We start from the raw sequence: 14,083 nt of genomic DNA, 5'->3' as shown, positions 1-14,083 counted from the left end.
TTCGGTGGCTCGGTTTCATACCAGGTACTTGCATCATACGGCCCACGGCTGCGCGAAGGTGATGACGAACCTGCCGCTGGCCTTGCGCAGGCCGAACGCGCCGGGGTCGATACGGTATTCGTAATCGAGCATGGCGTCGTTGTTCAGGCACAGTTCGCGCGCCAGGTACAGGCCGAGGCCGGTGCCCTTGCTCGAAGTGGTGTAGAACGGCTCGAACAGGTGGGCGCGCACTTCCGGCGTGATGCCGGGGCCGTCGTCCTGCACGTGCAGTTCCATGCGTCCGGGGCCGTCGCCGACGACGAACAGGCGGATCGAGCCTGGCGTGGCGCTGGCGTAGCGGATCGCGTTGGTGAGCAGGTTGACCACCACTTCGCGCAGGTGCAGCGCGTCGAAGCGCACCGGCGACTTGCCGGTGGCGCCGACCCGGATCATGTCCTCGGGCAGCGCGTGGGTTTCCTGGAACTCGGCGCGGATCTCGGCGAGGAACGGCGCCAGGTACAGCGGCTCGGAGTGCGGCTGCACCTTGCGCGACAGCTGCAGGATGTCTTCGACCATGCGGTTGACGCGGGCGACGTTGTCGCCGACGATCTTGAGCAGCCGCGCGTGCGACGGCTCGGACAGGTCTTCGGCCAGCAGCGAGGTGGCGTGGCCGATCGCCGACAGCGGGTTGCGCACCTCGTGGGCGATGCTGGCGGTCAGGCGGCCCATCGACGCGAGCTTGAGTTGCTGCGCCTGGTTTTCGATGGCGGTGACGTCCTGCAGGAAGATGACGCAGCGCTCGGTGGCCTGGTCGGGCGTGTCGACGCGCGCGAAGCGCAGTTTCAGGTGCGCGGCCAGGTCGGGACGCACGCTGCGCAGCAGGGGGCCCGCTTCGGCGCCCGCTTCCTGGCCGGGCTTGACGGTGACGAAGGCGCCGCCGGCCTCGCCGCCGGCCCCTTCGAGCGGCAGCTGCAGCCAGGCGCCGAACGCCTGCGCGATCGGGTCGAGCGGCGCCACGTCGGCCAGGCGGAAGTCGCAGCCTTCGCCGGCCAGCGCCAGCATGCGCTGGGCCGCCGGGTTACTGGTAAATACCTGGCCGTCGTGGCCGACGACCAGGATGCCGTCGCCGACATCGGCCATGACGATGCGGTTGATCGCCTGCTGGATCTTGAGGTCGGCGCCGCGGCGCGCCGCCAGGTCTTCCTGGCCGATCAGCTTTGCCGCCAGCCGGCTTACCAGCAGCACCACGGCGAAAAACGCCGCGCCGAACACGCCCGATTGCAGCAGCGGCGTGTCGCCGTCCTTGACGTACGTGCTCCAGGCGCTTTCGCCGATCAGGAACAGCGTCACCAGCGAAGCGGAAAACAACGCCAGCACCAGCGGCGCCAGGATCGCCGCGCCGGCCAGCGGAAACAGGTACAGGATCGCCAGGCCGCTGCGCACGCCGCCGCCGCTGACATACAGCAGCGAGATGACGGCCAGGTCGAGCGCGATCTGGGCGCCGAGCTGCAGCATGAAGCGGCGCCGCCAGTAGAACGTCAGCGCGCCGAACAGCACGGCGCCGGCCAGGTAGGCGAAGCAGGTCTTGGCGTACAGGTGCTGGCCGGCGCCGCCGCGGGTGTCGAAGGAGAGGTACAGCAGCAGCACGATGGCGATGACGATGCGCGTCGCCGTCAGCGTCTGCAGCGAGCGCCAGAAGGTATCGCGCGACTGGACCGAAAGCGCCTGCCAGCGGGCCATCGGCTACTTGGCCGGCAGCCGCACGTGGGCCGGGCTGCAGTAGTCGAGGCCCTCGGCGCGCACCGCTTCCGATTGCGGAAAATGCACGCCGCAGTGGGCGCAGCTGGTCATCGTCTCGATCGCCGGCGGCGGCGGCGGCGGCGGCGGCGGCGCCTTCGGCGGCGTCAGGCCGGCCGAACGGATCTTGCTGCGGATCGCCCAGATCACCAGGATCGCCAGCGCCACCCAGAACAGGAAGCGTGTCATGCGAGCCCCCTGTGCAGTACCACTTCGAGCACGAAACGGCTGCCGACGTAGGCCAGCACCAGCGTGGCGAAGCCGGCCAGCGTGAAGCGCAGCGCCGTCTTGCCGCGCCAGCCGCGCCACCTGCGGCCGGTCAGCAGCGCGGCAAACAGCAGCCACGACAGCAGTGCGAAGACGGTCTTGTGGTCCCACTTCAGGACGGCGCCGAACAGCTGTTCGGAAAACACGATGCCCGACAATACGGTCAGGCTGAGCAGCACGAAGCCAATGCCGATCAGGCGAAACAGCAGCTTTTCCATCGTCAGCAGCGCCGGCAGCTGGTCGAGCGCGCCGCCGAGCCAGTTCGGCGCCGGGCTGCGCGTGTGCAGGCGCGACTCCTGCAGCGCCATCAGCACGGCGTGGAAAGCGGCGATGGTCAGGGTGCTGTAGGCCAGGATCGCGACCGCGATGTGCCAGCCGAACGCCGGCGCCTGGCCCTGCAGCTGGAACACGCTGCCGGGAAACACCGCCGGCAGTGCGGCGGCGGCGGCGGCGCACGGCATCACCAGCCGGCGCAGGCCGTCGAGCGCGAAGTTGCGGTTTTCCAGCCAGTACGCGGCGACCGACACCCACAGCGCGGCCGACAGCATGATGGCGAAGCCGACGCGCAGGCCGCCGGGCGCGCGCATGTCGAACCACAGCGCGGCGCCGTGCAGCAGCCAGGCGGCCGCGGTGACGGCCGAAATCAGGCCGCCCTGGCGGACCGGCAGCACGGCGCACACCGCGTACAGCAGCGTGGCAGCTAAAAAGAAATAGGTTTGCATCGGCTAAGTTTACACTATCGGCGCGCCGCCGGTGCCCCAGCCAGGGTCGGCCCCGACTATATATATAGGTGCAACGCTGGTGTCAGGTCTGACATTAAGACATTCGCGCGCGAATGTCTTAATGTCAGACCTGACACCAGCGTGTCGGCGCGCGCTGTCGATGAGGTAAAATGCGTCACTTTCCGGCGCTGCGCCGGGCTTGTCCACGACTCGATCCAGGTTTGCCATGCTAGATAACTTAACCCAACGCCTTGCCAAGGTCGTCAAGACCATGCGCGGTGAGGCGCGTCTGACCGAAACCAATACCGCGGAGATGCTGCGCGAAGTGCGCCTGGCCCTGCTCGAGGCCGACGTCGCCCTGCCGGCGGTGCGCGAATTTATCAGCCGCGTCAAGGAAAAGGCGCTCGGCGAGGAAGTCATCGGCTCGCTCAGCCCCGGCCAGGCGCTGGTCGGCGTGGTGCAGAAGGAACTGGCCGCGCTGATGGGCGCCGACCTCGGCCCAGAAGCGTCGCAGCTGAGTTTTGCGCAGCAGCCGCCGGCGATCATCCTGATGGCCGGCCTGCAAGGTGTCGGTAAAACGACCACCGTCGGCAAGCTCGCCAAGTACCTGCGCGAAGAGAAGAAAAAGAAAGTGCTGACCGTCTCGGCCGACGTGTATCGCCCGGCCGCGATCGCCCAGCTCGAATCGGTGACCAAACAGGTCGGCGCCGACTTCTTCCCCAGTTCGGCCACCGACAAGCCGGTCGACATCGCCCTTGCCGCGCTCGACTGGGCCAAGAAACACTACCACGACGTGCTGATCATCGACACCGCCGGCCGCCTCGGCATCGACGAAGCGATGATGGCGGAGATTTCCGCGGTGCACGCGGCGGTCAAGCCGATCGAGACGCTGTTCGTCGTCGACGCCATGCTCGGCCAGGATGCGATCAACACGGCCAAGGCGTTCAGCGACGCGCTGCCGCTGACCGGTATCGTCCTCACCAAGCTCGACGGCGACTCGCGCGGCGGCGCCGCGCTGTCGGTGCGCCACATTACCGGCAAGCCGATCAAGTTTGCCGGCGTGTCGGAAAAGCTCGACGGCCTCGAAGCGTTCGACGCCCAGCGCATGGCCAACCGCATCCTCGGCATGGGCGACATCCTGGCGCTGGTGGAAGAAGCGCGCAAGGGGGTCGACACCAAGGCGGCGGCCGACCTGGCCAACAAGATCAAGGTCGGCGGCAAGTTCGACATGAACGACTTCAAGTCGCAGCTGGGCCAGATGAAGAAAATGGGCGGCATGGCAAGCCTGGTCGACAAGCTGCCGGCGCAGTTCCAGCAGGCCGCCGGCGGCGCCAACATGGACCAGGCCGACAAGCAGGTGCGCCGCATGTGCGGCATCATCGACTCGATGACGCCGCAAGAGCGCGCCAAGCCGGAACTGATCAAGGCAACGCGCAAACGCCGCATCGCGACCGGCGCCGGCGTCCAGGTGCAGGAAGTAAACCGGATGCTGGCGCAGTTCGACCAGATGCAAAGCATGATGAAAAAGCTCAAGGGCGGCGGCATGATGAAGATGATGCGCGGGATGAAAGGCATGATGCCGGGCATGCGCTAAGCCATTTAGCCGAGAAAATGCCGGCCGGCGGAACTGTTCCGCGGCCGGCTTTTTTATTCGATTTCCCCTCTGCGACGCCGCCTTTGCAGCAGCGCGGCGCCTGAACCGTGAATTTCGCTTGTATTGGAGTGAAAAATCTCGAAAAACACTTGCAACAACAGTAAAAGCCCACCAATATAAGCCGTGCGATCAATTGCGCAATTTCCCATGTGTTCGTTAAGGAGGCTCGAAGATGGCAACAGCCAAAAAAACCCCAGCAGCAGCTCCAGCAAAAAAAGCGGCAGCCAAGCCAGCAGCAGCGGCAAAGCCAGCGGCTAAAAAAGCAGCTCCAGCAAAGGCCGCGGCGCCAAAAGCCGCCGCAGCGAAGAAAGCACCAGCAGCACCACGCAAGCCTAACGCCGCCTTCATGAAGGCGATGACTCCGTCCAGCACCCTGGCCGCAGTGGTTGGCGCGACGCCGCTGCCACGCACCGAAGTCACCAAAAAAGTGTGGGACTATATTAAAAAGCTCGACCTGCAAGACGCTGCTAACCGTCGCATGATCAATGCCGACGACAAGCTCAAAGCGGTCTTTGGCGGCAAAGCCCAAGTCTCCATGTTCGAAATGACGAAACTCATTTCCGATCATCTGAAATAAAAACAGCTAGGTTGTAACGACCGAATTGAAAAAAGGCCCCGGTTGCGAAACCGGGGCCTTTTGTTTTTAAGTTCGCATCGCCGCTAATTAATAAAACTCAAATTCGGCGTTCGCGATTACTTTTAGATGGTATGGGTTCCCGCAGAGGCGAGAGCCGCTACCATTTGTGCAGCGCCGCGATCAGCGAGTAATCACTGGCGCCGCCGGCGCCAGCTCCCACTTCTTCCACGCCGCCAGCACCGAGTTGGGATACTCCGGCCGCCCGCGGCTGCCGTTGTAGCGCCCCAGCGCCAGGTACAGGTTGCCGGCCTCCATCTCGATGTACATGCGCAGGATCGCGCAGCCATAGCGCAGGTTGGTCTGCATGTGGAACAGCTTGCTGCGGTCGCTGTCGCCGATCACCTTGGCCCAGAACGGCATCACCTGCATGTAGCCGCGCGCGCCGACCATCGACACGGCGTACTTGCGATACGCCGATTCGACCTGGATCAGCCCCAGCACGAGCCCAGGATCGAGCCCGGCGCGGGTAGCCTCGTACCAGGCGGTGGCGAGGAACTCGGTGCGCAACTGCGCGTCCGGCAGCTTGCGCTTGAGGCGCTCGGACATCTGCGCCAGCCATTCATGGTAGCGCAGCCGCGCCGCCTCGTCGCGAAACACCGGCTGCGGCGGGCGCGCATCCTTGATGGCGTTGGCCAGCGCCAGGCGCACGGAGTCGGCCAGTGCCTCCTCCTTTTGGTTGCCGGCGTGCGCGGCCGTGCTGGCGGCCAGGCTGGCCGCCAGCAACACCGCGGCCAGCCAAGTCATCCGACTCACTGGCTCAGCTTGACCTTGATGAACTCGACCATGCCGGCCACCGGCACGGCGCTCGCCTCGGCATCGCGCCGGCCCTGGTATTCGAGGTTGCCCTCTTTCAGGCCGCGCTCGCCGATCACCACGCGGTGCGGCACGCCGATCAGTTCCCAGTCGGCGAACATGGCGCCCGGACGCAGCCCGCGGTCGTCGACAATGACGTCGACGCCGGCCGCCTGCAAATCGGCGTACAGCTTCTCGACTTCGGTCTTGACCATCTCGCTGCGGTCCATGCCCATCGGGCACAGCACCACTTCGAACGGCGCGATCGCGGTCGGCCAGACGATGCCCTTGTCGTCGTAGTTCTGCTCGATGGCGGCGCCCAGGATGCGCGTGACGCCAATGCCGTAGCAGCCCATCTGCAATGGCGCCGGCTTGCCGTTTTCGTCGAGGAAGGTCGCCTTCATGCTTTCCGAGTAGGCGGTGCCGAGCTGGAACACGTGGCCCACTTCGATGCCGCGCTCGATCACCAGTACGCCCTTGCCGTCCGGCGAAGCGTCGCCTTCGACGACGTTGCGCAGGTCGGCCACCAGCGGCTCGGCGACATCGCGGCCCCAGTTGGCGCCCGTGTAGTGGAAATCCTTGTCGTTGGCGCCGCAGACGAAGTCGGCCATGTTGGCGACGGTGCGGTCGGCAACCACGGTGACCGGCTGCTTCGTGCCGATCGGGCCCAGGTAGCCTGGCAAGGTGCCGTAGCACAGCAGGATCTCGGCTTCGGTGGCGAAGCGGTGGCTGGCCAGGCCGGGCACCTTGCGGACCTTCACTTCGTTCATTTCATGGTCGCCGCGCAGCAGCAACATCCAGTTTTCGGTCGTCTTCTTGCCATCGACTTCCTTCTCGATGACCAGGGCGATCGTCTTGACGGTCTTCGACAGCGGGGTGCCGAGCAACTGCGCCACCTGCTCGCACTTGGTGGTGCCGGGCGTCGACGTCTTCGTCAGTTCCTGGCTTGGGGCCGGACGGCTGGCCGCCAGCGGCATCGCTTCGGCCGCTTCCATGTTGGCGGCGAAGTCGGACGTCGGGCAGTACACCAGCGCGTCTTCGCCGGTGCTGGCGATGACGTGAAATTCGTGCGAACCGGTGCCGCCGATGGCGCCGTTGTCGGCCGCCACCGCGCGAAACTTCAGGCCGAAGCGGGTGAAGATGGCGGTGTAGGCGTCGAACATGACCTTGTAGGACGCTTGCATGCCGGCCAGGTCGCGGTCGAACGAGTAGGCGTCCTTCATGGTGAATTCGCGCCCGCGCATCAGGCCGAAGCGCGGGCGGCGCTCGTCGCGGAACTTGGTCTGGATATGATAGAAGTTCAACGGCAGCTGGCGGTACGACTTGATTTCGGTGCGCACGACGTCGGTGATGACTTCCTCGGACGTCGGCTGGATCGCGTACTCGCGGCCGTGGCGGTCTTTCACGCGCATCAGTTCCGGGCCCATCTTGTCCCAGCGGCCGGTCTCCTGCCACAGCTCGGCCGGCTGGACCAGCGGCATCAGCAGTTCAATGCCGCCCGCCTTGTTCATCTCGTCGCGAATGATCGCCTCGACCTTGCGGATCACCCGCAGTCCGGTCGGCATGTAGGTATAGATGCCCGAACCGAGGCGCTTGATCATCCCGGCGCGCATCATCAGCTGGTGGCTGACGATCTCGGCGTCGGAAGGCGCTTCTTTTTGAGTTGAAATAAAAAATCGGGAGGCACGCATATCGATGAATTCTTTTTAAAAAGAGAGAGTTATAATCAACCTAATTTTAAAGGATTAGCTGGCCGATGCGTCCAATCTTTATACAAATGGGTCCGATTAAGCCGTTCCCGCCGTTTTCGCTCGTCGAAAACCTGGTGGGTGCGGGGATTTGTGGGTAAAAAAATAAGAGGCACGCGCTGGCAGAAAGTTTCGAGAGGTGCATTATGCTCGACCGTGAAGGGTTTCGGCCCAACGTCGGCATCATCCTGCTGAACGCCCAGAACGAGGTGTGGTGGGGCAAGCGGGTGCGCGAGCACTCGTGGCAATTCCCGCAAGGGGGGATCAAATACGGCGAGACGCCGGAGCAGGCGATGTACCGCGAGCTGGAGGAAGAAATCGGCTTGCGGCACGAACACGTCAAGATCGTCGGGCGCACCCGCGACTGGCTGCGTTATGAGGTGCCGGACCATTTCATCAAGCGTGAAATTCGCGGGCATTACCGCGGGCAAAAGCAGATCTGGTTCCTGCTGCGCATGGTCGCGCGCGACAACGACGTCAACCTGCGCCTGACCGACCATCCCGAGTTCGACGCCTGGCGCTGGCACGACTACTGGGTGCCGCTCGACTGCGTGATCGAGTTCAAGCGCGACGTCTACCAGCGCGCGCTGCAGGAACTGTCGCGCTTTCTGACGTGGCCGGCTGCCGGCGGCCACACGCACGAGCGGCGCCACATCGCGCGCTACCTGCGCCAGCCGCATGCGCCGCGCCACGCGGTGGCGGAGCCGGAAACGGCTGCCGCCGAGCCCGATTGCGCGCCGGAGCCGCAACTGGCGCCTGCCAAGGAATAGCCGGCACCTTGCAGTCAGCAAAAAGGCGGCGTGTCATCACGCCGTCTTTTTTCGCCTGGATATTGCAAGATTGATATTTGTTCCTGAAATGCAAGCTAGAATGCGTGTCTGTTCAACTTGTGCGGGATGATCATGACGATGCGAGCGTGGTGCGCGATGCTGCTGCTGGCGGCGCCGTTTGCGGTTGCTGCGGACGGCCCGGCATGCCGGTACGTACCGGTTGCGACAGTCGAGTTGCGCGGCGACGGCGAGCCGTGGCAGCCGCTGGTCGACGGCACGATCAACGGCAAGGCGGCGGTCATGCTGTTCGATACGGGTGCATATCAAAGTAAGTTGCTGAAGGACTCGGCCGACAAGTTCGGCCTTTCGCTGCTTCAGACACGCCGCTATTCGGTTGGGATCGGTGGCGTCTCGCGCAATTACGTCGCCGAGGTCAACGACTTCTCAGTTGGCAATGCGCATAGCGGCAAGGTCAGGATGAGCGTGCTTGGCAACATGGGCCGGCGCATGCCGTTCGACGCCATCGTCGGCGCCGACTTCGCGCTGCAGATGGACCTGGAGATTTTTCTCGCCGAGCGGAAACTGAAGTTTTACCGTGCGAGCGGCTGCGACGACACTTTCCTGGCGTACTGGAGTGCCGAGGCGATGGAGATCCCGTTCGGCGGCACCGAAACCGGCCACCCGACCCCGCGCATTATCGTCGACGTCAACGGCACCAAGCTCGAGGCCATCATCGACACCGGCGCCAGCGGCACCGGCATGACGCGCGCCGCGGCCGAGCGGGCCGGCATCCGCGTGGGAGATGCGAACGTGCACACGCTCGGCAAATAGGTCGGCGTCGGCGACAAGCGCATCGATACCTGGCAGGTCGAGGTCGACTTCACGATCGGCAGCGAGACGATCCGCAACGCCAACATCGGCATCCACGACGATCCGCCGCACGGCAACTCGATCGGCATGCCCGACATGCTGATCGGCGCCGATTTCCTGCGCGCCCACCGCGCCCTGATTTCCATGAGCCAACGGCGCGTGTATGTGTCGTATCTGGGCGGCGAGGTGTTTCGCAAACGGCGTATTCCCTGACTCGCTACAGACAGCGCGGACCGGAAAGTCGGCTTTGCCTTTCTTTATTTATGCAACATTAAATTATTCTTAATCAGCGCCGGGCTAGAATTGCACATGCTAAATCCCTTGCTGCGCCGCGCCCTGCCGCTGGCATTCCTGCTCGGCGCCAGCGCTGCCGTTCACGCCGACGCTACGCCGGCAAAATGCCAATACGTCAACGTGGCGACGGTCCCGCTGCGCTACCTGGGCGCGTCCTTCCATCCGGCCGTCGACGGCACCATCAATGGTGCGCCAGCGCCAATGGTGATCGACACCGGCTCGGGAAGAACCTACCTGACGCCGCGCGCCGCCAAGCGCCTCGGCCTGGTGCTGGGCACGACGGGCCAGCACGTCGACGGCGTGGGCGGCGCCAGCCGCGTGTACCGCGCGCGCGTCGGCGACTTCGCGGTCGGGCCGACCCGCACCGAGGGGCGCTACATGAACGTCATCGGCGACATGGCCCCCCAGCACGATTTCGACGCCATCGTCGGCGCCGATTTCCTGTTCCAGGCCGACGTTGAACTGTCGCTGGCCGAGAAGGCGCTGCGGTTCTTCCGCGGCGCCAACTGCAAGGACAGCCATCTCGGCTACTGGAGCGAGAGCACTTACGCCGTGCCGATGACAGGGTACTTCGGCGAAAGCTGCAACCCGACCTTCGAAGTCGAACTGAACGGCGTCAAACTGGACGCAATTATCGATAGCGGCTCCGCCACCAGCTTCGTGTTCGACCGTGCCGCCCGCAAGGCCGGCGTGGGCACCGATGCGCCGGGCAGTCAAAAGTCGCGCGACATGGTCGGCGTCGGCAGCGAACGGCTGGCGAACTGGCGCGCCGTGTTCGCCACGCTAAAGATTGGCGCAGAAATGATCCGTGACGCCGAACTCAATATTTCGGCCAAACCGGCATCAGGCCGCCTGCCCGCCGACATCCTGCTCGGCACCGACTTCCTGCGTACACACCGGGTGCTGTTTGCAACAAGCCAGAAGAAGCGGTACATCTCCTATCTGGGTGCGGACGTGTTCTTCCGCGGCGCGCGAGGCTTTCCGCCGTGGATGCTGCAGGAGGCCGAGGCCGGCAACGCCGAAGCGCAGTATGCCGTTTCCGGGCGCCTGGCGCGGGGCATCGGCGTGCCGGTCGACCAGGCGCAGGCGGCCGAATGGCTGAGCAAGGCAGCCAGCCAGGGGCATCCGGCGGCGAATATCGAGATCGGCGTGCGCATGCTGCGCAAGCGCCAGTTTGCTCAGGCGGCCGAGTTGCTCGGCACTGCCGCGGCGCAGCGCCCCGAGGACGCCCGCGCGCCGCTGTTCCTGTACCTCGCGCGCCTGCAGGCGGGCGACCCGGCGCGCGCGGCGCGCGAACTCGCGCAGCGCTTCGCCGCTGACCAGGAGCGCCGCTGGCCGGCGCCGATCGCCGATTTCTACCTCGGCCGGATTGACGCCGAGCGACTGCTGGGGCAGGCCGACAAGGATCCGGCACTGGCCTTCTCCCGCAGCTGCGAGGCCCGGCTGTTCATCGCCGAACAAGCCGGCGCGGCCGGCGAGCGGGACAAGTCGAAGGCATTGCTCGACGAGCTGCGCGGCAAGTGCGCCAGGCCGCCGCCTTCAACGCCTGGTCGGCCCGGAGTAGTTGGCGCCCGCAACTCCGGGGTCTGACCTCAACAGAATAACCGGGTCAGACCCCTGCGGATACATGGGGCGTTCGGCGCTACAATATGGCCTTTCTCCTTCGATCCACATCCGCCATGTTCAATCCGTCATCGAATGACGTCCGCCGCTTCTTCTGCGAAGTGTTCCGCAAGCAGCGCGCCGGCGAAATCCTCAGCCCGATGGAGGCCATCGCCGGCGACTGGATTGCCGGCCACCCGGAGTATGCCGACGAGCTGTCCGACGCCGCCGCCGCCGTGGCGCGCGACTACTCGGTCGAGGGCGGCAAGACCAATCCTTTCCTGCACCTGTCGATGCACCTGTCCATTTCCGAGCAGGTGTCGGTCGACCAGCCGCGCGGCATCCGCGACGCCATCAATGCGCTGATTAGCCGCGTCGGCCAGCACGACGCCCACCACCACATCATGGAGTGTCTCGGCGAAATGATCTGGAACTCGCAGCGCGACGGCACGCCGCCGGACGCCGACGCCTACGTCGAGTGCGTGCGCATGCGCTAGCCACGGCGCGGATAACAACCCCGGCGATTGGGGAGTGGGGAGTGGGGATCCGCCAGGCGAAAAAAAATCCCTTCGGGCCGGCGACGGCGGAAGGGGTTTTTCGCGTGCCGTCCGGGACGGCGGCGATCAGCGGTGGGTGACCAGGCTCGAAGGCAGGCTCGACAGATAGGCGGCGATGTCGGCGATGTCCTTGTCCGACAGCGGCTTGACCTGGCCGGCCATGATCGGGTTGGAGCGGCCGTTCGGGCCGTCGCCGCGCTTGTATGCCTTCAGCGCGTGCGCCAGGTAATCGTAGTGCTGGCCGGCCAGCTTTGGATAGCTCGGGTCGATCGCCTTGGTGTAGTCGGCGCCGTGGCAGGCTGCGCAGTTGTACTTCTTGGCCAGCGCTTCGCCGTTGGCGATGTTGCCGCCCGCAAAAGCGTTGAACGAGACGACGCAGGCGGCCAGCGCAATAATCAGTTTTTTCATGGTGCTGTCCTTATTTCTGCGCGGTGTTGGAAGGCTGCTGCGCGTAATACGCGGCAACGTCGGCGATGTCCTGGTCGGACAGGCTCTGCGCGATACCGCGCATCGACGGATGCTTGCGCTCCCCCTTCTTGTAGCCTTGCAGCGCGTTTTCGATGTACTTGGCGGACTGGCCGCCGATCATCGGTACCCGGAACACTTCCGGGAACGTGGCCTTGTAGCCAGGGATGCCGTGGCAGCCGATACACATTTCAACCTTGGCCGCGCCGGCCTTCGGGTTTCCAACGATGTCCGCCGCTACGGCGGCATTGACACTGCCGGCGAGCACGAGAAGTGCAAAGATTTTTTTCATGGTTGCAATGGTAAGGGGATAATCGGTTCCGGCCGTGCAAAACGTACTACTTGCACTATCAACCTGCAATTTTAACCCAAGACCGCATTGCAGTCCAGATTCAAAGTGTCGCCCTGCCGACCTCGCGCAGTTGGCATATACTTGAAACAATTCCATTTTCCGGCATCGACTCCCATGACCGCACATCATCAACCGCTGCCCCGCTTCGAGGGATCCGACAGTTACGTCGCCACCGCCGACCTGAAGCTGGCGGTGAACGCCGCCCTGACCTTGCAGCGCCCGCTGCTGATCAAGGGCGAGCCCGGCACCGGCAAGACGATGCTGGCCGAGGAAGTGGCCGCCGCGCTGAACATGCCGCTGATGCAGTGGCACATCAAGTCGACGACCAAGGCGCAGCAGGGCCTGTACGAATACGACGCCGTGTCGCGCCTGCGCGACTCCCAGCTCGGCGACGAGCGGGTGCGCGACATCCACAATTACATCGTCAAGGGCGTGCTGTGGCAGGCATTCACCGCGCCCGAGCCGGTCGTGCTGCTGATCGACGAGATCGACAAGGCCGACATCGAGTTCCCGAACGACCTGCTGCGCGAACTGGACCGGATGGAGTTTTACGTCTACGAAACGCGCGAGATGGTGGTGGCGAAACACCGGCCGCTGGTGATCATTACCTCCAACAACGAAAAAGAGCTGCCGGATGCGTTCCTGCGCCGCTGCTTCTTCCACTACATCAAGTTCCCCGACAAGGACACGATGGAGGCGATCGTCAAGGTGCACTACCCGACGCTCAAGCAGGATCTGCTGGCCCAGGCGCTGCAAAGCTTCTATGAAGTGCGCGACGTGCCGGGCCTGAAGAAAAAGCCGTCGACGTCCGAATTTCTCGACTGGCTCAAGCTGCTGCTGGCCGAAGACATCGGCCCGGAGGCGCTGCGCAGCAAGGACAGCAAGTCGGTGGTGCCGCCGCTGCACGGCGCGCTGCTCAAGAACGAGCAGGACGTGCACCTGTTCGAGCGCCTGGTGTACATGTCGCGCACCAACCGCTGAGCAACATGATCGACGTTCAAGCAGTCACCCTGAAACTGAACGGCGTGCGCCTCGAGCCGCTGGCGCCGGCGCACGCGCCTGGCCTGCGCGCGGCCGCCGAAGACGGCCAGATCTGGAAGCTGCGCGTGACGTGGGTACCGGGTCCGGAACAGGTCGACGACTACATCGGCGCCGCGCTGGCGATGCCGAACCGGCTGGCGTTCGCCGTGATCGACGACGACAGCGGCGTCGTCATGGGCACGACCAGCTATCACGACATCATGCTTGAGATCGACCGCGTCGAAATCGGCCACACCTGGTACGCCAAGAGCCGCCAGCGCAGCGGCGTCAACACCAGCTGCAAGCTGATGCTGCTGTCGCACGCCTTCAACACGCTTGGCTGCGAAGTGGTCGGCCTGCGCACCGACAACCTGAACCACGCCTCGCAGGCGGCGATCGAGCGGCTCGGCGCGCACAAGGACGGCGTCATCCGCCACCACGCGGCGCGGCGCGACGGCAGCGTGCGCGACACCGTCGTCTACAGCATCTTGCGCTGCGAATGGCACGGCATCGAATCGGCGCTGCGCGACCGGCTGCAGCTGCGCGCGGGGGCCTAG

The 14,083-nt window shown here is 64.8% G+C and carries 16 protein-coding genes; 9 read left to right on the top strand and 7 right to left on the bottom strand.

Features of this window, described 5'->3' with window-relative positions; genetic code table 11:
* Window positions 1-33: 33 nt before the first annotated feature.
* Genes ACP7DD_RS08790 through ACP7DD_RS08780 form a run of 3 tightly spaced genes read right to left on the bottom strand, consistent with a single transcriptional unit; the run spans window position 34 to window position 2,765 of the window.
* Entirely contained in the window at window positions 34-1,719 is a 1,686-nt protein-coding gene (locus tag ACP7DD_RS08790; protein ID WP_426174359.1) for a sensor histidine kinase, read from the bottom strand.
* Window positions 1,720-1,722: 3 nt separating this feature from the next.
* Entirely contained in the window at window positions 1,723-1,965 is a 243-nt protein-coding gene (locus tag ACP7DD_RS08785) for a PP0621 family protein (protein ID WP_426174358.1), read from the bottom strand.
* On the bottom strand, window positions 1,962-2,765 hold the full coding sequence (locus tag ACP7DD_RS08780; protein WP_426174357.1) for a cytochrome C assembly family protein: 804 nt from the start codon (window positions 2,763-2,765) through the stop codon (window positions 1,962-1,964). Before ACP7DD_RS08780 ends, ACP7DD_RS08785 begins: the two co-directional genes overlap by 4 nt.
* 226 nt (window positions 2,766-2,991) lie before the next feature.
* On the opposite strand from ACP7DD_RS08780, the gene ffh reads away from it, so the two are divergent.
* Window positions 2,992-4,359 (top strand): signal recognition particle protein, encoded by a 1,368-nt coding sequence (ffh, locus tag ACP7DD_RS08775; protein ID WP_426174356.1) that lies wholly within the window; start codon window positions 2,992-2,994, stop codon window positions 4,357-4,359.
* 232 nt (window positions 4,360-4,591) lie between these two features.
* On the top strand, window positions 4,592-4,996 hold the full coding sequence (locus ACP7DD_RS08770) for an SWIB/MDM2 domain-containing protein (RefSeq protein WP_133112060.1): 405 nt from the start codon (window positions 4,592-4,594) through the stop codon (window positions 4,994-4,996).
* Between the two features lie 180 nt (window positions 4,997-5,176).
* On the opposite strand, the gene ACP7DD_RS08765 is transcribed toward ACP7DD_RS08770, so the two are convergent.
* Window positions 5,177-5,800, bottom strand: a complete 624-nt coding sequence (locus ACP7DD_RS08765) for a lytic transglycosylase domain-containing protein (protein ID WP_426174468.1) — start codon at window positions 5,798-5,800, stop codon at window positions 5,177-5,179.
* Window positions 5,801-5,805: 5 nt separating this feature from the next.
* A complete protein-coding gene (locus tag ACP7DD_RS08760) occupies window positions 5,806-7,539 on the bottom strand; it encodes a proline--tRNA ligase (RefSeq protein ID WP_426174355.1) in 1,734 nt (577 codons plus the stop codon).
* A gap of 203 nt (window positions 7,540-7,742) precedes the next feature.
* Here ACP7DD_RS08760 and ACP7DD_RS08755 point away from each other — a divergent pair, with 203 nt between their 5' ends.
* The 5 genes from ACP7DD_RS08755 (at window position 7,743) to ACP7DD_RS08735 (ending at window position 11,629) form a co-directional block, all read left to right on the top strand.
* Window positions 7,743-8,366 (top strand): RNA pyrophosphohydrolase, encoded by a 624-nt coding sequence (locus tag ACP7DD_RS08755; protein ID WP_426174353.1) that lies wholly within the window; start codon window positions 7,743-7,745, stop codon window positions 8,364-8,366.
* A 132-nt stretch (window positions 8,367-8,498) separates the two neighbouring features.
* Window positions 8,499-9,197 carry an aspartyl protease family protein gene (locus ACP7DD_RS08750; protein ID WP_426174352.1) on the top strand — a complete coding sequence of 233 codons (699 nt, stop codon included), beginning with the start codon at window positions 8,499-8,501 and terminating at the stop codon, window positions 9,195-9,197.
* 126 nt (window positions 9,198-9,323) lie between these two features.
* On the top strand, window positions 9,324-9,449 hold the full coding sequence (locus ACP7DD_RS08745; RefSeq protein ID WP_426174351.1) for a hypothetical protein: 126 nt from the start codon (window positions 9,324-9,326) through the stop codon (window positions 9,447-9,449).
* Between the two features lie 96 nt (window positions 9,450-9,545).
* Window positions 9,546-11,120 (top strand): aspartyl protease family protein, encoded by a 1,575-nt coding sequence (locus ACP7DD_RS08740; RefSeq protein WP_426174350.1) that lies wholly within the window; start codon window positions 9,546-9,548, stop codon window positions 11,118-11,120.
* Between the two features lie 89 nt (window positions 11,121-11,209).
* Entirely contained in the window at window positions 11,210-11,629 is a 420-nt protein-coding gene (locus ACP7DD_RS08735) for a DUF1841 family protein (RefSeq protein ID WP_426174349.1), read from the top strand.
* Window positions 11,630-11,755: 126 nt separating this feature from the next.
* Here ACP7DD_RS08735 and ACP7DD_RS08730 read toward each other — a convergent pair whose 3' ends face one another.
* Window positions 11,756-12,097, bottom strand: a complete 342-nt coding sequence (locus ACP7DD_RS08730; protein WP_426174348.1) for a c-type cytochrome — start codon at window positions 12,095-12,097, stop codon at window positions 11,756-11,758.
* A 10-nt stretch (window positions 12,098-12,107) separates the two neighbouring features.
* The gene (locus ACP7DD_RS08725; protein WP_426174347.1) at window positions 12,108-12,446 is read right to left on the bottom strand and encodes a c-type cytochrome; all 339 of its coding nucleotides are present in this window, start codon (window positions 12,444-12,446) and stop codon (window positions 12,108-12,110) included.
* 174 nt (window positions 12,447-12,620) lie between these two features.
* On the opposite strand from ACP7DD_RS08725, the gene ACP7DD_RS08720 reads away from it, so the two are divergent.
* The gene (locus ACP7DD_RS08720) at window positions 12,621-13,487 is read left to right on the top strand and encodes an AAA family ATPase (protein ID WP_426174346.1); all 867 of its coding nucleotides are present in this window, start codon (window positions 12,621-12,623) and stop codon (window positions 13,485-13,487) included.
* A 5-nt stretch (window positions 13,488-13,492) separates the two neighbouring features.
* Window positions 13,493-14,083: a GNAT family N-acetyltransferase gene (locus ACP7DD_RS08715; RefSeq protein WP_426174344.1), complete on the top strand. Its 591-nt coding sequence runs from the start codon at window positions 13,493-13,495 to the stop codon at window positions 14,081-14,083.

The organism is Massilia sp. TWR1-2-2 (assembly GCF_049897565.1).
GTDB lineage: Bacteria > Pseudomonadota > Gammaproteobacteria > Burkholderiales > Burkholderiaceae_D > JAFCUW01.
Note: the sequence above shows the minus strand (reverse complement) of the source record. Positions and strands in the feature narration are given on the sequence as shown.